The organism is Ancylobacter crimeensis (assembly GCF_023016805.1).
Taxonomy (GTDB): Bacteria; Pseudomonadota; Alphaproteobacteria; order Rhizobiales; family Xanthobacteraceae; genus Ancylobacter; species Ancylobacter crimeensis.
Genome location: NZ_JALKCH010000001.1, coordinates 291,627 through 312,251, shown reverse-complemented (window position 1 = coordinate 312,251; position 20,625 = coordinate 291,627). Strand labels below are relative to the sequence as shown.

Annotated in this window: 17 protein-coding genes and 1 pseudogene; 6 read left to right on the top strand and 12 right to left on the bottom strand. The window is 66.0% G+C overall.

Annotated elements, in window-relative coordinates:
- Window positions 1-100: 100 nt before the first annotated feature.
- The 3 genes from MWN34_RS01345 to MWN34_RS01335 all read left to right on the top strand — a co-directional run bounded on the left by MWN34_RS01345 (window position 101) and on the right by MWN34_RS01335 (window position 3,007).
- Complete coding sequence (locus MWN34_RS01345; protein WP_281502805.1) at window positions 101-1,699, top strand: FAD-dependent oxidoreductase; 1,599 nt, start codon at window positions 101-103, stop codon at window positions 1,697-1,699.
- Window positions 1,683-2,648, top strand: coding sequence for an aldo/keto reductase (locus MWN34_RS01340; RefSeq protein WP_247025827.1), 966 nt, complete (start codon window positions 1,683-1,685; stop codon window positions 2,646-2,648). Before MWN34_RS01345 ends, MWN34_RS01340 begins: the two co-directional genes overlap by 17 nt.
- Window positions 2,649-2,758: 110 nt before the next feature.
- On the top strand, window positions 2,759-3,007 hold the full coding sequence (locus MWN34_RS01335; RefSeq protein WP_247025826.1) for a hypothetical protein: 249 nt from the start codon (window positions 2,759-2,761) through the stop codon (window positions 3,005-3,007).
- 246 nt (window positions 3,008-3,253) lie between these two features.
- Here MWN34_RS01335 and MWN34_RS01330 read toward each other — a convergent pair whose 3' ends face one another.
- The 5 genes and pseudogenes from MWN34_RS01330 to MWN34_RS01310 form a co-directional block, all read right to left on the bottom strand.
- On the bottom strand, window positions 3,254-3,838 hold the full coding sequence (locus tag MWN34_RS01330; protein WP_247025825.1) for a MarR family transcriptional regulator: 585 nt from the start codon (window positions 3,836-3,838) through the stop codon (window positions 3,254-3,256).
- Between the two features lie 304 nt (window positions 3,839-4,142).
- Window positions 4,143-4,631, bottom strand: a complete 489-nt coding sequence (dps, locus tag MWN34_RS01325) for a DNA starvation/stationary phase protection protein Dps (RefSeq protein ID WP_247025824.1) — start codon at window positions 4,629-4,631, stop codon at window positions 4,143-4,145.
- 177 nt (window positions 4,632-4,808) lie between these two features.
- Entirely contained in the window at window positions 4,809-6,059 is a 1,251-nt protein-coding gene (locus MWN34_RS01320) for an RNA polymerase sigma factor (RefSeq protein ID WP_247025823.1), read from the bottom strand.
- Between the two features lie 98 nt (window positions 6,060-6,157).
- Window positions 6,158-6,499 (bottom strand): annotated as a pseudogene (locus tag MWN34_RS01315) (YciI family protein); the annotation flags it as partial.
- A 62-nt stretch (window positions 6,500-6,561) separates the two neighbouring features.
- Window positions 6,562-6,996, bottom strand: a complete 435-nt coding sequence (locus MWN34_RS01310; RefSeq protein ID WP_247025822.1) for a VOC family protein — start codon at window positions 6,994-6,996, stop codon at window positions 6,562-6,564.
- 159 nt (window positions 6,997-7,155) lie between these two features.
- On the opposite strand from MWN34_RS01310, the gene gltS reads away from it, so the two are divergent.
- The gene (gltS, locus tag MWN34_RS01305; RefSeq protein ID WP_247025821.1) at window positions 7,156-8,388 is read left to right on the top strand and encodes a sodium/glutamate symporter; all 1,233 of its coding nucleotides are present in this window, start codon (window positions 7,156-7,158) and stop codon (window positions 8,386-8,388) included.
- A gap of 12 nt (window positions 8,389-8,400) precedes the next feature.
- Here the strand turns inward: gltS and MWN34_RS01300 are convergent, their stop codons facing one another.
- Together MWN34_RS01300 and MWN34_RS01295 are read right to left on the bottom strand one after the other, a co-directional pair.
- Window positions 8,401-9,861: an alpha/beta hydrolase gene (locus MWN34_RS01300; protein WP_247025820.1), complete on the bottom strand. Its 1,461-nt coding sequence runs from the start codon at window positions 9,859-9,861 to the stop codon at window positions 8,401-8,403.
- Window positions 9,862-9,879: 18 nt separating this feature from the next.
- Entirely contained in the window at window positions 9,880-10,905 is a 1,026-nt protein-coding gene (locus MWN34_RS01295) for an AI-2E family transporter (protein ID WP_247025819.1), read from the bottom strand.
- Between the two features lie 211 nt (window positions 10,906-11,116).
- Here MWN34_RS01295 and MWN34_RS01290 point away from each other — a divergent pair, with 211 nt between their 5' ends.
- A complete protein-coding gene (locus MWN34_RS01290; protein ID WP_247025818.1) occupies window positions 11,117-12,262 on the top strand; it encodes an alpha-hydroxy acid oxidase in 1,146 nt (381 codons plus the stop codon).
- A 15-nt stretch (window positions 12,263-12,277) separates the two neighbouring features.
- Here the strand turns inward: MWN34_RS01290 and MWN34_RS01285 are convergent, their stop codons facing one another.
- From MWN34_RS01285 to cckA, 3 genes are all read right to left on the bottom strand, one after another.
- Window positions 12,278-13,906 (bottom strand): alpha-D-glucose phosphate-specific phosphoglucomutase, encoded by a 1,629-nt coding sequence (locus MWN34_RS01285; protein ID WP_247025817.1) that lies wholly within the window; start codon window positions 13,904-13,906, stop codon window positions 12,278-12,280.
- A gap of 90 nt (window positions 13,907-13,996) precedes the next feature.
- A complete protein-coding gene (gene pgi / locus MWN34_RS01280; RefSeq protein WP_247025816.1) occupies window positions 13,997-15,646 on the bottom strand; it encodes a glucose-6-phosphate isomerase in 1,650 nt (549 codons plus the stop codon).
- A gap of 56 nt (window positions 15,647-15,702) precedes the next feature.
- Entirely contained in the window at window positions 15,703-18,285 is a 2,583-nt protein-coding gene (gene cckA / locus MWN34_RS01275) for a cell cycle histidine kinase CckA (protein ID WP_247025815.1), read from the bottom strand.
- A gap of 314 nt (window positions 18,286-18,599) precedes the next feature.
- Between cckA and MWN34_RS01270 the strand changes: the two genes are divergently transcribed.
- Window positions 18,600-19,562 (top strand): flagellar biosynthetic protein FliO, encoded by a 963-nt coding sequence (locus MWN34_RS01270; protein ID WP_247025814.1) that lies wholly within the window; start codon window positions 18,600-18,602, stop codon window positions 19,560-19,562.
- Window positions 19,563-19,612: 50 nt separating this feature from the next.
- Here the strand turns inward: MWN34_RS01270 and hemP are convergent, their stop codons facing one another.
- Complete coding sequence (gene hemP, locus MWN34_RS01265) at window positions 19,613-19,819, bottom strand: hemin uptake protein HemP (RefSeq protein WP_247025813.1); 207 nt, start codon at window positions 19,817-19,819, stop codon at window positions 19,613-19,615.
- A gap of 167 nt (window positions 19,820-19,986) precedes the next feature.
- The gene (ureG, locus tag MWN34_RS01260; protein ID WP_247025812.1) at window positions 19,987-20,619 is read right to left on the bottom strand and encodes an urease accessory protein UreG; all 633 of its coding nucleotides are present in this window, start codon (window positions 20,617-20,619) and stop codon (window positions 19,987-19,989) included.
- Window positions 20,620-20,625: the final 6 nt, after the last annotated feature.

Here is a 20,625-nt window from a genome sequence, read left to right as displayed (position 1 = left end):
CACCAGGGTTCGTTGCGGGGCATGCCGATATCGCCTATCATCCGGCTCTTCATATTGAGCAAGTAGCTTCTGGCATTTTGACCATTTGAAAGGAATATATATGCTCATTGAGGCTCACGAGCTCTCGAGTTCGACTACGACACCCTTCGATGTCGTGGTCGTCGGAGCCGGCGCCGTCGGATTAACGATGGCGGTTGACCTTGCCCGGCGCGGGCGGCGTGTGGCGTTGCTTGAGGCCGGCCCTGCCAAGCCGGAGCAGAACTCACAAAAATGGTTCGAGCAGGCGACACTTTCGGGAAAGAACCTGGAAGGGCTTCACGTCGGCCGCTTCCGCTGCCTGGGGGGCACGACCAATTTTTGGGGAGGCCAACTGGTCCCCTTCGCGCCGATGGTATTCGCGCAGCGAAACTGGGTCAGCGACGCCCTCTGGCCGATCAACAGCAACGATATCGCTCCTTTCGTGGATGCCGGCTTCAACATCCTTGGCCTCGGCCATGTGATCCGCGACGACACGGAAGTGTGGAAGCGGCTCCGCCTGCAGGCGCCCCCGAAGACTGACACCATCCAGCCGATCGTGACCCGATGGGCGCCCGAGAGCAATCTCGCCATCCATTTTGCCAAGGATATCGCAGAGAATCCCAATCTCACCGTGGTGCTGAACGCGCAAGTCGGCGCGATCATTGTCGGCGACAACGGAGCGGTCGAAGGTGTGCAGATCCGCTTCACGGATTCCGCCCCGATACATGTCCGAGGCGAAAGCGTCGTACTGGCCAACGGCACGATCGAGATTTCGCGGCTGCTTCAGTTGCCCGATCACCTGGATCGACAGACGCCGTGGGCTACGAATCAGTGGCTGGGCCGCGCCTTCATGGACCATATCGACTGCTATGCTGGAGGCGTGGTGCCGATCGACAACAAACGCTTCTCCGATTTGTTCGACAATGCCTTCATCGAAGGCCTCAAATACAATCCCAAGCTTCGGCTGGCTGATGAGGTGCAGGCGCGTGAACAGTTGCTCGAAATCTCGTCTCATTTCGTCTATCGAAGTTCGATCGCCGACAACATCGCCAATCTGAAGATCCTCGTCAGGGGCCTGCTGAAGGGACGGGTCAAGCGCTCGGCTCTATCGGATCCACTTGCCATGCTCGGCACGTTGAAATTCGTCGTGCCCATGGCGATCCGCTACATCCGATACCGACGCATGATGAATCTTTCCGATGCCGGCATCCAGTTGCGGCTGACCTCGGAGCAGACGCCGGTCACCGAAAGTCGGGTCCGACTGCGCGAAGAGCGGGACCCGTTCGGCATGCCGATTGTCGATGTTGACTGGAAACTTGATCCCCGCGACTTTGAAACCATGGCCCGCTTCGCCGAGTACATCAAATACTATCTCGAGAGCCATCGCCTGGCTCGCGTCGATCTTGCGGAAGGGCTGGTCAAGCGGGATCCTGACTTCTTCGCCCAGGCTGACGACGCGAACCATCAGATGGGCGGGGCGCGCATGGCGACCTCTGCGCAGGAGGGCGTGGTTGATGCCGACTGCGCTGTATTCGGTACGCGCAATCTGTATGTCGCCGGTGCTGCAGTCTACCCCACCAGCGGCTTCGCCAATCCAACCTTCACGGCGATCGCGCTCGGGCTGCGCCTCGCGTCACATCTCATCTCGCGGAGAAAAGAGCTCTATGCCAAGGTTGCCTAACTCCGCGATCGACACCACGCCTATCGGGATCGGCTGCGCTTATTTGACGGCAGGCAGCCTCACGAAGAAGGAGCATCGTCTCATCGCCGCCGCTTATGACGCGGGAGCCAGGCATTTCGACGTGGCGCCGATGTACGGTCTGGGGACCGCCGAACGCGTATTGGGCGAAGCGCTGAAAGGCTTGTCGGGCAAGGTGACCATTGCCACCAAGGTGGGCATACGCCGCGGCAATGTGAGCCGGAGCAAGCTTTTGGCGCGCTCGCTGCTCGGACCGGTGCGCGGACTCGTTCGGCGCAAGAAGGCGGCCGCATCCCCGTCCGGCCCGAAGGGACGATCACCTGTCGATTTCTCGGTGGGCTTCGTTGCGCAGAGTCTCGAACAGAGCCTGCGCGAACTCGGGGTCGAGCGGATCGACTGTTACCTCCTGCACATGGCTCATCGAGAAGTCGTCACCGATCCGTTGGTGAAATTTCTTGTCGACGCTCGCGCTGCCGGCAAGGTGGGGGCATTAGGCTTGGCGACAGAGCGCGAGGATACGGCGCCTATTCTCGTCGACTGGCCGGGCGTGTTCGACGTGGTGCAGTATTCGTGGAGCGCTTTGGATCCCGAGCTCGTCCCGAGCGCAGCCGAACCTTTCCGCATCACCCATCGCGCCCTCATGCGGGCGCTCGATCCGATGTCATCCTGGCTCCAGGCCGATGCGACCCGGTCTGCCCGCCTTAACGCGGCCTGTGATGCCGATCTTACGGATGGCCGCGTGCTGTCCCGGGCGCTGATCGGGGCGGCTCTCGCCGAAAACAGAGGCGGCATCACCCTGGTGGCGTCCAGGTCGATCGAGCGCACCCGCAACAATATCGAGATGGCCCTTGATTCGGCTACGGTGACGCTCGGAGCCAGACTGGTGGCAGCCCTCGCCAACGAAGCGGCCTTGCCCTCCGTTAGGCTGTGATCCTGACCGGCGGGAGCGTCGCCACGCAAGGTGCGACACTCCCAGCGACCAGATGGCGGGTCGGACGGATCACCGCCGCAACGCATCGAAGATGCCACGCCAGCACAGAGATGGCGGCGGCAGTCGAGAAGGTGGAAGGCCGGCCGGGGGCCAGCCGCCGACGCAGTGGATGCGGGAGCGCCCGACGCTATGCGGTGTCGCCGCGCTCGCCGATCGAATCGGATGATGAGGTCGCTGCCTTCTTCGGCGAGCGGTTCGGCACGAAGGACATGCTGTCGGTCCTCGACGAGTGCCGCGCGCAATTCGGCGCAGCCCTGACGCCATCGCGCACCGCCGCCATGCCTATTGGCAGCGGTTGAGGCAGCGAGAAGGCGGCACCCCGATAAATGGCCCTGATCCTGTCCGGCGAAGTCCGGCAAGGACCGGTCACATCCGATTTCCGATCCCTCGAAATGTCGGTGAATGGCGCGAAATCCCCCAAAAGATCGACAGAGGGCGCCGGAGATCGGCACACAGAAAGATAACGGAACCACCCCGGCTCCCGACATGCGAACGCCGCCGGGGAGGCCGGCGGCGTCGGGTATTTCATGGAAGCGAGGCCGGCATCAGCCATCGCCGCCGTAACGCAGCGAGGAGGTCCACAGCAGTTCGAGCCGACGCAGCACGTTGTAGGCGGTGACGAGATCTCGCATCTCGCTTTCGTCCCGCATCGACTGGCGGTGGAAATTGTCATGGGAAGCGCGGATGGCTTCGCACAGATTGACCGCCTTCTCCGTCAGCCGCAGGCGCGCCGAGCGGCGGTCGCGTGGCGAGGCGGAGCGGTCCACATAGCCGCCGTCCACAAGCTGCTTGAGATTGTAGGATGCGTTCGAGCCGAGATAATGACCGCGCTCGAGCAGATCGCGCACCGAAAGCTCGTCCGAGCCTATGGTGAAGAGCAGCATCACCTGAGACGGGCTGATGTCGTCGGTACCCAGGCGGATCAGTTCCATTCGGAGAAGATCGAGAAAGCGTCGGTGCGCACGCTCGATGACACGAGCGATCTCCAGATGCGTAACGGTCTGTTCGTTGTCCACGTCGTTCACGCGACCCGGAAAAGAGGAAATCGAGGCTCGGGCACCGTCACGCTGTACGGGCGCAGCATCCTGATCCGCGAGCTTGCGAGCCATTCCTGGGTCGTCCCTTGTCATGCTTCACTCCAACCCAAATGTCTGGTCATCAAGCGAAACGCCAGAACACACGTATCGCTCTGCCTGTCTTTTTTGATTCTGCATCTGGTGGATATCGTGGCGCATCAAGCCAAGCGGCACGGAAAAAAGCAAGCCACTCCATATACTCTGCCCCATAAGGGCTCAGAAAATGTGAACGGGAATATAACAGAAACGCTTACATTGTAGACTCGAATCCACCGTATCGACGGGAATGAGAGCCTCCTTTTCCGGGCGGATGGCCGTCGCCTGTGGACGGCCATCCGGTTCACGCGCGCCGAAAGGCTTATGCAGGCTCCTGCAGATGCGCTTCGATGAACCACAGCGACTTGTCGAGCGTGCGCGAGGCTGCCGTGAAGATGTCGGCAGTATCCGGATCGCCAGCCTCATCCGCCTCGTCGATCGACGTGCGCACCTTGTTGGCCACCGCGCCATAGCGCTCCGCCAGCGCTTTGAGATGATCGGCGATCTTGTAGATGTCCGTCGGATAGGGCGCGAGCGCAGTGTCCTTCGCCACGACCTGAGTGGTCCCGAGCGCGGTTCCGCCAAGCTGCACCACGCGCTCCGCCATGGTGTCCACATGCTCATCCAGCCCGCTGCGCAGCTGGTCGAGCAGTTCATGCACGGCGATGAACTGCGGGCCCTTGATGTTCCAGTGAGCCTGCTTGGTGATGAGCGCGAGGTCGATCGTGGACGCCAGATTGGCGTTCAAAAGCTCGATCGCCACCTTCTTGGCATTGGACGGCGTGTTGTTCTCGGTCTTGTGCGTGCGCATCGAAACGTCTCCTTGCGTACCGGGCGTGCCGGGACCGTGGGGTCGCTGAGAGAATGCGCGCGCCGCCCGCGGGTTCCCAGTGCATTCTTCGCGAAATCAGGCGACTTCCGGCCCATCGTAACTGCTCAAATTCCACGGAGGGCGCGATGTCGACAAAAAACCGCTCACCCCGCCCGCTCAGGGTGCAGAACCGGCAAGATGGTCGAGATGTTCGCGGATATGAGCCGCTTCGGCGGCGCTGCGCGCAAGCGCGACGGCGCGTGTGAAGGCCTCACGGGCCTCGCTGCTGCGTTCGAGCTGCATCAGCAGATGCCCGCGCAGGCCATGGAAATGAAAATAGCCATCGAGTCGCTCCCCCAGCGGCTCGATGAGCGTCAACGCCGCATTGGGGCCGGCGGTCTTGGCAACCGCAACCGCACGGTTGAGCGTCACCACCGGCGAGGGCTCAATTCGTTCCAGCGCACCGTAAAGCGCGGCGATCTGTGCCCAGTCCGTCTCTTCCGGGCGGCCGGCGCGGGCATGCAGCGCCGCAATGGCAGCCTGCAGCTGATAGGCCCCCGGCCGGGCATGGCGCATGGCCTTGTCGAGCAAGGCCAGTCCCTCCGCAATGGCAGAGCGGTTCCAGCGCGAACGGTCCTGCGCCTCCAGGAGCACCGGACGGCCTTCGGTGTCGCTGCGGGCGGCGGCACGGGAATGCTGGAGCAGCATCAGCGCGGCGAGGCCCATGATCTCCGGCTCGGCCGGGAAGAGCCGCAGCAGCAGCCGCACCAGGCGGATCGCCTCGTCGCACAGGCCCGCACGCTCCCGCCCCGTGTCCACGGGCGCGGAATAGCCTTCATTGAAGACGAGGTAGATCATCGCCGCCACGGCCGCGAGCCTTTCCGTCCGCTCCACCGCGCCGGGCACCTCGAACGGCACGCCCGCTTTGGCGATGCGGACCTTGGCACGGGTGATGCGCTGCTCCATCGCCGCCTCGCTGACGAGGAAGGCGCGCGCGATCTGGCCGACCGAAAGCCCGGAAACAACCCGCAGCGCAATCGCAATCTGCTGCGTCGCCGGCACATCGGGGTGGCAGCACACGAAGAGCAGGCGCAGCACGTCGTCGCGATAATCCGCGCCGTCGATCCGCTCGGCGAGCTCCGCCTCGGCGTCTTCGAGATCGGAGAGCTGCTCGTCCGGGGGTAGCGGTGCCAGTCTTGCACGGCGGCGCACGCTGTCGATCGCGACATTGCGCCCGACGAAGATGAGCCACGCCGCGGGGTCGCGCGGGGGCCCCTTCTCCGGCCAGGTCTTCAAGGCCCGCAGGCAGGCCTCCTGAAAGGCCTCCTCGGCCAGATCGAGATCGCGAAAATAGCGCAGCAGCGCTGCCATCGCCTGCGGCCGGGCCGCGGCAAGGGCAACGTCGAGCCAGCGCGCATCCTCGATCATCCGGTAAAGCTCCCTTCGGAACGGCTCCCTTCGGAACGCCCGCCTTCGACTCGGCTCGCCTCATAGGCCGGCTTCGCCGCCGTCGTGTCGTAGATGAAGCCGACCGGGCGGATCTCATAGCTTCCACCCGGATTGGCAGTGCCGAGCTCGCGGGCGATGTCGAGCGCCTCGTCGAGCCCCGGCACATCGAGGATATAGAAGCCGAGAAGTTGCTCCTTGGTCTCGGCGAAGGGGCCGTCCAGGACCAGAGGCGGATCGCGGTCCTTGCGCAGCGTGGTGGCCGCCGTGGTGGGCAACAGCCGCACCGCGGACGAGAGCTTGCCCTCCCCCACGAGCCGACGCTGGATCACGTCGAGCCGCGCCATGACGGCGGCGTCCTCCTCGTGCGTCCACGAGCAGACCACATCCTCGGAGTGGTAGCAGAGCAGTGCGTAATACATCCGGTGTTCCTCCCTGTTCGGCCCGCCGGGGACCGTGTCGATGCCGATGAGCACGCCCGCCGTCACCTCCCGACCGGCGGGCACCAGATGGTCCAGGAAACGCCGAAGCGGTCACTGAGCATGGCGAAGCGTTCCGCGAAGAAGGTCTGGTGCGGCGCCAGCATGACGCGGCCGCCTTCCGCCAGCGCCGTGCAGCGCTGCTCGACCTCTGGGGCGTCGCGGGCGGTGAGCGCGAGCGCGAAGCCTTCGAAGCGGGCAGCCCCGCCGCAGAAGCCGTCCGACACCAGCAGGGTAGACGCGCCGATGCGCAGCTCGGCATGCATCACCTTGTCCGGGTCCGGCCTGGCGCCCTGCGGGGCTGGACAGCCCGCATCGCCGGAGGGCGGCGGCGCATCGCGAAACCGCATGAGCCCCTCCACCCGCGCCCCGATCGCCGCGCCGTAGAAGGCGATGGCCTCGTCGCAGCGTCCGTCGAAATAGAGATAAGGCTGGATCATTTCTGCATCCTCTTCGATCCGCCATGCGTCATCGCACAGTGCCGCACCAAGGACGCAACGGCACCTCTCCTCCCGACACCGGCGCGCGAAATTCTTCGATACGCATGCGGGCGACGGCTGTGGTAGGCACGTCGTGAAAGCCAACTCAGGGGGGACGGCGTGGGTCCAACCAGCATCGTCGAGGTCTCGGGCCTCACCACCTTCACCATCGCCATCCTGGTGTTCTTCGCCGGCGCCGGCCTGAACCAGGCCATTCCCCTGCTCCGACGCTTCAACATACCGGAGGCGGTGACGGGTGGACTCATTGCTGCTCTCACTACCCTCATCATCCACCGCTTCTGGGGTCTTTCGATCACGTTCGACCTCGATGCGCGCGACATGCTGCTGCTGTATTTCTTTACCGGCATCGGGCTGAATGCGAAGCTCTCCGATCTTATCGCCGGCGGACGCCCGCTCCTGATCCTGCTCGCCCTGGCGGTCGTCTATCTCGTCGTCCAGAATCTCGTGGCGCTGGGCGGGGTTGCGCTCCTGGGCCTACCCTCCTCGCTCGCCGTCTTCCTCGGCTCCGCCTCGCTCGTCGGCGGCCATGGAACCACCATTGCCTGGGCACCCGTGATCGCCGCGCGGACCGGCCTCATGAACGGGCTGGAAGTGGGCATTGCGACGGCGACGCTCGGCCTCGTCATGGCAAGCCTCGCCGGCGGCCCGATCGCCCGTTATCTCATTCAGCGCAACAATTTGAAGGCGGCACCCGACACGAACGAGCCGATCGTCGGCCTGCCCGATCCCTCCGCGGCCGAGGCGGCGGCAAGCGCGCCGCAGGACGACATCAGCCACGTCTCGCTGCTGCGCACCGTGCTCGTCCTGAACGCCGCGATCCTCATCGGCCTCGGTGCCGAGGGAACGGTGGAATCGCTCGGCTTCAAACTGCCGACCTTCGTGGTCTGCCTGCTGGTCGCCATCGTGCTGACCAACACCGTGCCGCGCCTGTTCCCGCGCCTGATCTGGCCCACCCGCACGCGCGCGCTGGCACTGATCTCCGATCTGTCGCTGAACGTCTTCCTCGCCATGTCGCTGATGAGCATGCAGCTCTGGGCGATCGGCGGGCTAGGACCGGCGCTGGTTCTCGTGCTGGGCGCACAGACGCTTGTGGCTGTGCTGTACATCCTGTTCGTGGTGTTCCCGGCGATGGGCCGGGATTATTTCGCGGCGGTCATCGCAGCCGGCTTCACCGGCGTAAGCCTCGGCGCAACCCCCACCGCCATCGCCAACATGACGGCCGTGACGAAGCTCCATGGCGCAGCGCCGCGCGCCTTCATCATCCTGCCGCTCGTCTCCGCGTTCTTCATCGACCTGGTCAATGCCGTCGTCATCGGCTTCATGATCCGTTGAACGCGTGCCCAATCAATGGGTTTCAGGGGTAATGCCCTGGCCGATACGCTCGATCATGTAGGGGAAGAAGGGGTTCGACGACATCCGAACCAGCGCGTCGAGGTTGACGATCAACGCGCCTCGCTCGCCACGCACCGCCATCGCGCCGAGCTGGACACCGAAATTCTCCGACGGATCAGGATCCGAGCCGTAGAGGCTGTCGGTCGGAGGGAACGGCAAAGCGACGTGCGACAGCGAGAACACGTCACGCGGATAGGAGAGCCCGGTCGGCCGCACGCTCTCCACCGTCGAGCCTGCCGGGGTCGAGCGCTCTACCACCTCGGCGCTGTTGGCGCTGGCATTGGCGAGGACCGTGGTGGTGAAATTGCGTGGCGCCGGCGGCAGCATCTGCGCAAGCGCCCCCTGCGAGGAGGCGCGCAGCAGCGGGCCCAGCTTGGTGTCGCGGTTGATGTCGAACAGCACCAGTTCGCTGCCATTGGCCGGGAGCAGGTTGTAGAACGCGGTGATGATCGCACGCGTCGAGACGGTGAAATCCATCACCGACTGGAAGGTGAGCGCGGGCGGCAATTCGCCAAGCCTGCCGGCGCGGCTTTCATCGGTGATCGACTGCTGCAGCGCGCGGGTCAGCTCATAGGACTGTCGGGCCCCGTTCACCGGAAACGAGTTGTATTTGAAGGGGTTGAATTCCGGCAGGATCGACAGCCACGCGGCCTTGGCGAAGGCCGGGAGGAAGGCCGGCAGACCCGCCAGCCCGGCGAAGCGCGCAAAGCGGGTGATACCGATCATGGGCGAGATCAGCACGAGCCGGTCGGGCTGCGTGAGCTTGGGATCGGCAAGCGCGTCGAGCGCATATTTAAGGGCCAGGGCCCCGCCATTGGAGAAGCCGACGATATGCAGCGGCTTCTGCGACCCTACGCGCTCACGCGCCTCGCGGATGGCAAGGCGGGTGGCGGCCATCCAGTCTTCCCACGTCACCTCCGTAAGGCCGGCGGGCACGGTACCGTGACCCGGGAGCCGGATCGCGACGACGACGAAGCCCGCGGCGACATAGCGATCGGCGATGTGGCGCAGGCTGTACGGGGAATCCGTCAACCCGTGCAGCATCACGACGGCGCCGACCGGCGGCCCGGCCGGCTCCAGCTCGTAGGAGTGGTTCCAGTCCCGCGTCAGGTTCGGAGGGTAGACCACGCTGCCCGAAAAATAGCGGTTTGCCGGAACCGCCTCCGTGGGGCCGGTGGATTTCTGCACCACTTCCTTCTGGACATCCGCGAAAATGTGCTGCTCGGCGGAGAGATACCCGGCCCAGTCGGTGGCATCGAGTTCCTTGATGCTCAGTTCCTGCGGCACATAGGTGTGCCAGGGCTCCAGCGGCGCCCCGCTCTGCGAGAAATAAATGCGCATGCCGACGAAGGCGACGAAAACGAGCAGCAGAAGTCCGACCAGCAGCCGGAAGGTCTTGAGGAAGGCGCGCATGTGCTTAGCACACTCCGATCATGATGGTGTCCGCGCCAAGGCTTCGTCCTTGCCCGACAAAAGCTCGGCCACCCCGCGCGTGCTCTCGCCATGCTGGCAGATCGTCAGTGCGGCCAGCGTCAGCGGCACGCCGATGAAGGCGCCGGCGACGCCCCACATGAAGGTCCATGCGAAAACCGCGAACAGCACGAGGAAGGGCGACATGGCGAGGGCGGCGCCGGCCACGCGCGGCTCGATGTAGCTGCCGGTGAAGAACTGGATGATGTTCATGCCGAGGAACACGGCGATCGCCAGTTCCCAAGAGCCGGACTGCGCCAGCGCGAAGAGTGTCGGCAGAAGGGTCGCCACCAGCGGGCCGATGAAGGGAACGTAATTCAGCGCAAAGGCGATGACGCCGAATTCCACCGCAAGATCGAGCCCGAGCAGCGCCGAAAAACCCCAGAAGCTGAGGCCGGTCACGAGGCTCATTACCGTGCGCACGCGCATATAGAGGCGAAACTTGCGGGCGATGTCGGTCCCCGTCGCCAGCATCCGCATGGCCCCCTCGCCCGGTCGGCGGGATAGCTTGCGAACGATGATGTCGGCTTCGAGCAGTCCGAGCAGCGTGAAGATGAAGGTGACGACGGCAAACCCGACCATGCCGTTCAGCCGTCCGGCGATGGTCTGCAGAAAGCGGATCAGCCAGGTGACATTGAACGTCTCGGCCAGCATGCCGGTCGTGTAGATGCCGTGCTGCTCGAGGAAGGCGGCGGTGTCGGCGTAGAGCGTCTGGAAGCGGGCGGCATTCACGATCAGCCATTGCGCGGCGTGGCTGAAGCCCCACACCACCATGTAGCCGAGCACCAGCACCACCAGCAGCGTGGAGGCGACGGTCACCAGAACGGCAACCGGCTTGGCCACCGGCCGTGGCAGCATGCGCTCGATCCGGCGTTGCAGGGGCCACACCAAAGCGATGACGAAAAGCGCGAAGGCGACCGGGGCGATGATACCGCTCGCCATGCGCAACGCCGCCGCTGCCACGACAACCGTGATGATGCCCAACATGATCCGCACGCCACGCCCACCCATGCTGCTGCACCCCGCTCGTTCTGCATGATGGCGATAGACTGTCCTACCCCGGCCGGCAAGCGGCGAAGCTCGTGGCGCTGTCGCGGCGTGACGACGCTGCCGTTGCCGGAGGTTGGTTCTCGACGAATCGCCTATCGCCGTCTTTTCCAGAGGCGGCGATCCCGCTAAGGAGCGGACGGAGGTCGCCATGCTGATCAATGTCGAGGATGCCCGCCGTGCCGCGCGCCGCCGGCTGCCGAAGATCTTCTTCGATTATATCGAGGGCGGCTCAGGCGCCGAGCGGACGCTGGCGGCGAATGAGGCGGATTTCGCTCGCTGGAACCTGCGCCAGCGCGTGCTGAATGACGTTTCGAATCGCGACCTTTCGACCAATGTGCTGGGCACGCAGCAGCCCCTGCCCTTCATGCTGGGACCGGTTGGCTTTCTCGGGCTCTACGCCGCCGATGGTGAAATCGCGGCCGCGCGCGCAGCCCATATGGAGGGCGTTCCCTTCGCCCTCTCCAGCTTCTCGATCGCCTCGATCGGCCGTCTGCGCGCGGAAACCGCCGGGCCGCTGCACTTTCAGCTCTATGTGCTGAACGACCCCACGATCCGCGACGAATTCATCGAGCAGGCGCTCGCCGCCGGCGTGACCACGCTCTTTCTCACCGTCGACGTGGCGGTTACCGGCTCGCGGGAGCGGGACATCCGCAACGGTTTCCGCGCCGTGACACGCATCACGCCGCGCCTTGCTCTGAGCATGATCCGGCGCCCGCGCTGGTGCCTCGACCTGATGCGCGGTGGCATGCCGCAATGCGGAGCTGTCGCCCACCGGCCGGAGTTCGGCCACGGTGCGCTGGCGCAGGCCGGCAATCTCGCGCGGCGGATCGAAACGCGCCTGAGCTGGGCCGACGTGGCGTGGCTGCGCAAGCGCTGGCCGCATCGACTGGTACTGAAAGGCGTGCTCTCGGTGGAGGACGCTCTCGCCGCACGCGAGGCAGGTGTCGACGCCATCGTGGTATCGAACCATGGCGGGCGTCAGCTCGACGACGCGCCCTCCACCATCGCCATGCTTCCGGAAATCGTCGAGGCGCTGGGTGGCAGCCTTGAAGTACTGGTCGATGGCGGATTCCGGCGCGGCACCGACATCGTGAAGGCGCTCGCGCTCGGCGCCTCCGGCGTGTTGCTGGGCCGGGCCTATGTCTATGGCCTCGCAGCCGATGGCGAGGACGGGGTGCGTCGCGTCATTCGCCATCTCGCCGAGGAAATCGACACCAGCCTCGCGCTGATGGGCCTGACTTCGATCGCCGAACTTCGCCGGCGGGGCCACGAGGCGCTGCGCGAGCGGACGTGACAAGCCCGCCCCGCTTCAGGTGATGACGTCCGGCTCGGTGCGGCCGGTGCGGCCGGGAATGTCCGGCAGGCTGCGCGACAGCGCGACGAGATCGGCCAGCGCCGCCTGCGTCTCCTGTGCGTGCCGGCCCGCATCCGGCTCGAACCGCTCGATATAGACGCGCAACGTCGCGCCTGCGGTGCCGGTGCCGGAAAGGCGGTAGACGATGCGCGAGCCGTCGGTGAAAAACACCCGCACGCCCTGCTTCGTCGTCACCGAGCCGTCCACCGGGTCGTGATAGGAGAAATCGTCCGCCTTCTCCACGGTGAGGCCACTGAAGACCTGCCCCGGCAGGGTCGCGAGCCTTTCGCGCAGAGCGTTCATAAGCCCGTCGGCGGCGGCGGCGTCCACCTCCTCGAAATCGTGGCGGGTGTAGTAGTTGCGGCCATAGGTGACCCAATGGCCGCGCACGATGTCGGCTACGCTCTCCCGGCGGGCGGCAAGGATGTTGAGCCACATCAGCACCGCCCAGAGGCCGTCCTTCTCGCGCACATGGTTCGAGCCGGTGCCCGCGCTCTCCTCACCGCAGATGGTGGCAAGCCCCGCGTCGAGCAGGTTGCCGAAGAACTTCCAGCCGGTCGGCGTCTCGTAGCAGGTGATGCCGAGCTTTTCCGCCACCCGGTCCGCCGCGCCGCTGGTGGGCATGGAGCGGGCGATGCCGGCAATGCCACCGCTGTAGCCGGGCGCGAGGTGGGCGTTCGCCGCGATCATGGCGAGCGAATCCGACGGCGTCACGAACTGTCCGCGGCCGATGATCAGGTTGCGGTCGCCGTCGCCATCGGACGCCGCGCCCAGATCCGGCGCCGCATCCGACATCAGCAGGTCGTAGAGATCCTTCGCGTAGACGAGGTTGGGATCGGGATGGTGGCCGGCGAAATCGGGTTCGGGCGTTCCGTTCACCACCGTGCCGGGCGCTGCGCCGAGCATGCCTTCCAGAATGGCGTGGGCATAAGGTCCGGTCACCGCATGCATCGCATCGAAGCGCATGGTGAAGCCGTTCTGGAACAGGGCGCGGATCGCGTCGAAATCCACCAGCGTCCGCATCAGCTCGGCATAGTCGGCGACGGGGTCGAACACCTCGACCACCATCTCGCCGAGCCCCACCTCGCCCAACGTGTCGATGTCGACGTCCGGCGCTTCGAGGATGCGATACTCGGAGATGGTCTTCGTGCGCGCGAAGATGGCGTCGGTGATGTGCTCGGGGGCCGGGCCGCCAGCGCCGATATTGTACTTGATGCCGAAATCGCCCTGCGGGCCGCCCGCATTGTGGCTGGCGGAAAGGATGATGCCGCCGAAGGCCTTGCGTTTGCGGATGACGCAGGAGGTCGCCGGCGTCGAGAGGATGCCTCCCTTGCCGACCGCCACCCGGCCAAAGCCGGCGGCCGCGGCCATCTTCAGAACAGTCTGGATCGCTTCGCGATTGAAATAGCGCCCGTCGCCGCCGAGCACGAGCGTCTGGCCCGCGAAGCCTTCGAGCGAGTCGAAGATCGCCTGGACGAAGTTCTCGACATAGTGCGGCTGCTGGAAGACCGGCACCTTCTTGCGCAGGCCCGACGTGCCCGGCTTCTGGCCCTCGAAGGGGGTGGTGGCGACGACGCGGATCATGGTGGCTCCAGAGATGGGCGGTGAGGCCCGGCGGCAACGATCAGGCAGGGAGGCGTTTCCGGCGGACGATGCCACGAAGCATCGCCGCCGTCAGGTGGCCGGGGCGGTGAGGTGCTTCAGCAGCCCCGCAGCGGAACCGCTGAGGGCGGCCGGCGCCTGTCCGCTCTCGACCGCCGGCAGAAGCGTGCTCGCAAGCTCCTTGCCGAGTTCGACGCCCCACTGGTCGAAGCTGTTGATGTTCCAGATGGCTCCCTCGACGAAGACGCGATGCTCGTAGAGCGCGATGAGGCGGCCAAGCGTGAAGGGGTTCAGCCGGTCATAGGCGATGGTCACGGAAGGCCGGTTGCCGGGAAAAACCCGGTGCGGCGCCAGCGCGTCGGCCTTGGCGGGATCGCGCCCCCCCATCAGGAGCTGCGCCCGCGCCTCCTCCAGGGTGCGCCCGCGCATCAGCGCCTCGGATTGCGCCAGGCAATTGGCGATCAGCATGGCGTGCTGGCGCTGCAGGCCGGGAATGCTGTCCTCCTCGTGCCCACGAGCGGCGATGAGGAACTCGACCGGGATCGGGCTCGTGCCCTGATGGATGAGCTGGAAGAAGGCGTGCTGCCCGTTGGTGCCGGGCTCGCCCCACACCACCGGCCCAGTATCGTGCGAAACCGGGGTGCCATCGCGGGTGACGCGCTTGCCGTTCGATTCCATGTCGAGCTGCTGGAGATAGGCCGGCAGCCGGGACAGGTGCTGGTCATAGGGAATGACCGCACGCGTGGCGTAGCCGCACACGTCGCGGTGCCAGATGCCGACGAGGCCGAGCAGCACCGGCAGGTTGCGCTCCAGCGGCGCAGAGCGGAAATGCACGTCCATGGCATGACCGCCGGCGAGGAATTCCTCGAACCGATCCGGCCCCACCGCGATCATCACCGGCAGGCCGATGGCCGACCATACCGAATAGCGCCCGCCGACCCAGTCCCAAAAGCCGAACACCCGATCATGAGCGATGCCGAAGGCGGCGACCTTGTCGAGCGCGGTGGAGACCGCCGCGAAATGATGGCGGACGGCATCCTCCCCAAGCGCCTCGACCAGCCAGTGCCGGGCGCTCTCGGCATTCGCCATCGTTTCCTGCGTGGTGAAGGTCTTGGAGGCGACGATGAACAGCGTGGTCGCCGGATCGAGCGGCTTCAGCGTGTCGAACAGATGCGCGCCGTCGACATTGGAGACGTAATGCGCGCGCGGGCCGTCATGGTAGGGCGCCAGCGCCAGCGTCGCCATGACCGGGCCGAGATCGGAGCCGCCGATGCCGATATTGACGACGTCGGTAATCGCCTTGCCGGTCGCGCCTTTCAATGCGCCGGAGCGGATTCCCGTCGCGAAGCGGGCCATGGCCGCGAGAACGGCATGGACCTGCGCCACCGCATCCTCGCCGTCGACATCCAGCTTCACGCCCTCGGGCGCCCGCAGCGCGATGTGCAGGACAGCGCGATCTTCGGTGAGATTGATGTGCTCGCCCGCGAACATTGCATCGCGCCTGGCCTCGACACCGGCAGCGCGGGCGAGGTTGAGCAGATGTCCCACGGTGTCGCCGGTGAGCGCACATTTCGAATAGTCGAGCAGCAGGTCGTCAAGGCGCGCGGAGAAGCCGTCGAACCGGTTCGGATCCGTGGCGAAGAGCGAAGCGATGCTCTGGCCATTGCCTGCGGCGCGGTCGGCGGCCAGGGCTTCGAATGCGTGCTCAACCTTCGTGGTCATTCCTGTCTCCAACCTCGCCAACCGCCCCGGCCCCCGATCATGAGCCGGCGACCGTCCTATTCGCCCTGTTCCAGCGCCTTCTTCACCGCCTCGATCAACTGCTTGAGGGTGAAGGGTTTCGGCAGGAAGCCGAAGGCCGCGCCTTCTGGAAGGTTCCGGGCGAACGCTTCCTCGGCATAGCCCGACATGAATATCACCTTGATGTCGGGATAGGTCGACCGCAGCGATTTCAGCAGCGTGGGGCCGTCCATCTCCGGCATCACGACATCGGACAGCACCAGATCGACCGTTCCGCCATGCTCGGCGAGCACGTCGAGCGCCTCGAGGCCGGAGGCCGCCTCCATGACATGATAGCCGCGCGACGCCAGCGCCCGCGAGGCGAAGGCGCGCACGGCGTCCTCATCCTCCACCAGCAGCAGCGTGCCGCGCCCGGTGAGATCGGTCGGCTTCGGCGCGGGCTCGGGAACGGCCTCCAGCGCCTTGTCCGCCACCTTCGCCGCCTTGGGCATGGAGCGTGGCAGGAACACCCGGAACGTGGTGCCCGAGGGACCGGGGCCGCCGGCAAGGCGGCTGTCGACCTGCAGCGTGCCGCCCGTCTGCTGCACGATGCCGTAGACGGTCGAGAGCCCGAGGCCCGTGCCCTTGCCGACCTCCTTCGTGGAGAAGAACGGCTCGAAGATCTTGTCGATGATCGCGGGCGGAATGCCGGTGCCGGTGTCGGACACCTCGACCAGCACATGGTCGGAGGCCGAAAGGTTGGCATCCGCATAGATGCCCGCCTCCGCCGCCGGGACGTTCGCGGTGCGGATCGTGAGCATGCCGCCTTCGGGCATGGCGTCGCGCGCATTCACCGCGAGATTGACGATGACCTGCTCGAACTGGCTGAGATCGGCCTCCACCGGCCAGAGGTCCCGTCCTTCCCTGACCTCCAGCTTCACCCGCTCGCCGAGCAGGCGACGCAGCAGCATGGAAAGGTCGCTCATCACCTCGCCGAGATTGAGCACCTGCGGGCGCAGGGTCTGACGGCGCGAGAAAGCCAGCAGCTGCCCCACCAGAGCCGCGGCGCGGTTGGCGTTCTGCTTGATCTGCATGATGTCGTGGAAGGACGGATCGGTCTGCCGGCCATTGGCCAGCAGCAGGTCCGAATAGCCGATGATGGCTGTCAGCACGTTGTTGAAGTCGTGCGCCACGCCGCCGGCGAGCTGGCCGATCGCCTGCATCTTCTGCGACTGCGCGAATTGTGCCTCCAGCGCGCGCTGCTCGGTGGTGTCGATGGCATAGACGATGACCGCCTCGCTGCGCGCTTCCGCGTCGCAATCCTGCGCGCCGGCCGCATACAGCCGCACGGAACGCCCGCCATCGCGCGCGCCGTCCTTGGTCACGGGGTCCTTGATGCCGGGAGGCGCCGGAAGCGCGATATCGACGGGCCCGGTCGGGGCGCGCCCTTCGAGCACCGGGCCGAGTTCCTCGCGCAGTCTCGCGCCGCCCGCCTCGCCGACCAGATCGAACAGGCTGCGTCCCTGTCCGCCTTCGACGCCGAACAGCCGCGCGAACATGGCGTTGGACTGCATCACCCGACCACGGCGGTCCAGTGTCGCGATGGCGATGGGCGAATTGTGGAAGAACCGGGCGAAGCGCACCTCGGCGGCGCGCAACGGATCGCCGGCCGAATCCTCCTCCGAGCGGTTGACGACCAGCGTGCGCGAGGGTCCCGGCACACCGTCGGCCGAAAACGCCACGCGGTGCCAGATGCGCACCGGCAGGGCCTGGCCATTCTTGCGCAGCAGGTCGAGGTCGACCCGCTCCGTGCGCGTGCCGCCCGGCACCGGTATGACCTGCGTGAGCAACGCGGCAGCCGGGCCCGGCACGATGTCGCCGAGCGACAATCCGCCAGGCCCGAACTCGGCGAGGTCATAGCCCAGCCAGTCCACAAGCGTGCCGTTGATGTAGTGGATCGCGCCCCGTGCATCGGCGGAGAAGAAGCCGGCGGGCGCGTGGTCGAGATAGTCGATGGCGTGCTGGAGTTCGAGAAAGGCCGTCTCCTGCCGTTCGCGCTCGCGCGTGAGGTCGGCGATACTCCAAACCGTCGCCCGGCCGCCCGCGACGCCGCCGCAGGGCCGTGCGCCGAGCCGGAGCCAGCGTGTCGGCTCGTCCACCGTCGCTGGCAGGCGGATCTCCTCGGTGAGGCCCTTGCCGGCACGCACCGCCTGCGCCAGCCGATAAACCGCCTCCGACGCGTCGGGATCGGTGGTGAAGAGGCGCTCGATCGGACGCACCTCGCCGTCTTCGCCGGCCGTCATCGCCTGGTAACGGGCATTGGCGTAGAGAACACGGCCGAGTGGATCGACGACCGCCAGACCTTCGCCGGCTCCCTCGATCACCTGCCGGGCCAGTTCGTTCCGTGCATCCGGCACGCCAAAATGCAGCAGGCCCGCAGCGAAGGCGAACAAGGCGAAGACGCCGGCCACCGCCATCAGGCTCAGCAGGCCGATGATCCAGGGATCGGCATTGTCGCGGCCGAGCAGGAGAAGCGACAGAACGGCCCCCACCAGCGCGAGCGCTACCACCAGCACGAGGCGGATGCTTCCCCCGCTCCCGCCTCGGTCGAGCGCCACGTTCCCCGGTTCCCGCTCCGCCATAGGCTCTTTCGAATCCCCGTTCCGCCGGAATGGCGCGGGGCGCTTGCCCGGACATTCCCTCGCGCAGGCCCTTCCCCCGAAGCAGCCGACGCAGCACCTCTCCTAGGTGCCCGACGCGTGCTTCCGGGGCAAGAGGGAAGGCATGCTGCGGCGAGATGGTGGCAAGGTTGTGCGCATAACGTCACCTTTCGCCATCATCGTGCCCTGCGAACCGTTTTCAAGCACGGGAAGGCCAGTCATTGCCGCTCGACGCTTGCCCCCGGGCGCGCGGCGCGGGAAAAGGGCCAGTGCAATACCGGCTCGTGGAGGGCGCGATGCTTCAGAATCTCATGGCGAATGTGGACATGGACCTGCTGATCCGGATCGGGATCGGGATCGTCGGCCTCATCGTCCTCATTCTCGTCTTCAACTGGGCGATGGGCTCGATCCGCCGGGCCGGCCGCCGCAAGTCCCGCGCGCGCCGCCTCTTCGTGCTCGACGAACTTATGGTGGACGACCGCCGCCGGCTGCTGCTGATCCAGCGTGACGACGTGCAGCATCTGATCCTCGTCGGCGGTCCGAACGAGCTGGTCGTGGAAACGGGAATCGACGAGCCCGCAAGCCTGCGTCCGGTGGAGCGCAACGGCTCCTCCGCCGGACGCTATCGCCCCGGCGCGGATGTGGAGCCGCTGGCGGTTTCCCGCCCGGTCGTGCCGGCCGAGCGGCCGCTCCAGCGCGTCGAGCCCGCGCCGAAGCCGGGTCTGTTCGGGCGTCTCGGCACGCGCGGCGGTACGGCTCGTAGTGCGGACAAGGAGAGCGCGGCGACGCCTGCGGAGGACGACCTACAGGCTGTAGAGCCGGCAGAAAGCGCCCCGCCTAAAGCCTCACGGCCGCCCGTTTCTCCGCGCGCACCGGATGAGCCGCTGATCGCGGTGAAGGTGGATCCGCGTTTTGCCGAAATGGCCGATCCGCTGGAAGCCTCCATGCGACGGCCGCAGCCGCGTCCGGCCCCGGCTCCGGCCTCAACCGCACCCATGGCGCCGGTCCGCCCGGCCCCTCCTTCACCGCTCGCCGCGGCGCCCGGGGTGGCCGCCGCTGAACGGCCGGCTTCTCTTCCCGCCGAGCCGGTCCGGGATGTCCTGCGTGTCGAATCCCAGGACCAGCGCAATCCCTTCGAGGGTCTGTCCAGCGCCCCGGCGGTAAGAGCCGCGCCGCCGCCGGCCGAGGATCCCTTCGCCTCGATCGACCCGGACAGCAGCGAGATTGCGAATCTGCTGAACCGGCGCCCGATCCGCTGACGGCGCGGATGGCGGAATATGCGACGCGGGCGGTCCATGGTCGCCCGTTTTCATTTGGTTAGGATGAGCTTGTTCTGCGAGGTCAGCCGCAGGCGATAGGATTCACCACGATGGGCGATGATGATTTCCTTCGTCGCAATGAAGAGCTCGCGGCTGTCGATCGTCTGGTCGACGACGGGGATGACCCGGCGCGATCCTGGAACCGTATCCGCAACGCCTCTTGATTGCTGCCCATCCGACATTTCGAAAACTTCCATCTGACTACCGCATCAAGTCTGGAAGTCTTGGCCGAAGGCCTCGTTGTAATGATTACAAATGACTTGTTTCCAGACGAATATTGATACGGATGAAGCGGGCCACTTACAAGCCCGCGTCCGTCAGCATCGCGGCTGCCTTCAATGGAACCTTTGGTCTCGGAACCATGTCAGGCCGAGACCAGCCCGCCAGCCGTCTCGATGAAGCGCGCGACCTCGGCAACGCCCTCCCCTGCCCGCACATTGGCGAAGACGAAAGGCCGGCGTCCGCGCATCCGGGCGGCATCGCGGTCCATCACTTCCAGCGAGGCGCCGACATGGGGGGCAAGGTCGATCTTGTTGATCACCAGCAGATCGGAACGGGTGATGCCGGGGCCGCCCTTGCGCGGGATCTTCTCCCCCGCCGCGACATCAATCACATAGACGGTGATGTCCGCGAGTTCCGGCGAGAAGGTCGCAGCGAGGTTGTCACCCCCCGATTCGATGAGGATCAGGTCGAGCCGGGGAAAACGCCCGCGCATCTCGGCGACGGCCGCGAGATTGGCCGAGGCGTCCTCCCGGATCGCGGTGTGCGGGCAGCCGCCGGTCTCCACGCCCATGATGCGATCGGCGGCCAGCGCGCCGGCACGGGTGAGGATCTCCGCGTCTTCCTTGGTGTAGATGTCGTTGGTGATGGCGCAGATGTCGAACCGGTCGCGGAAGGACCGGCACAGCGCCTCCATCAGCGCCGTCTTGCCCGATCCCACCGGGCCGCCGATGCCTACCCGCAACGGCCCGCCGCCGGGACTGGTGGTCGTGCTCATGCCGCT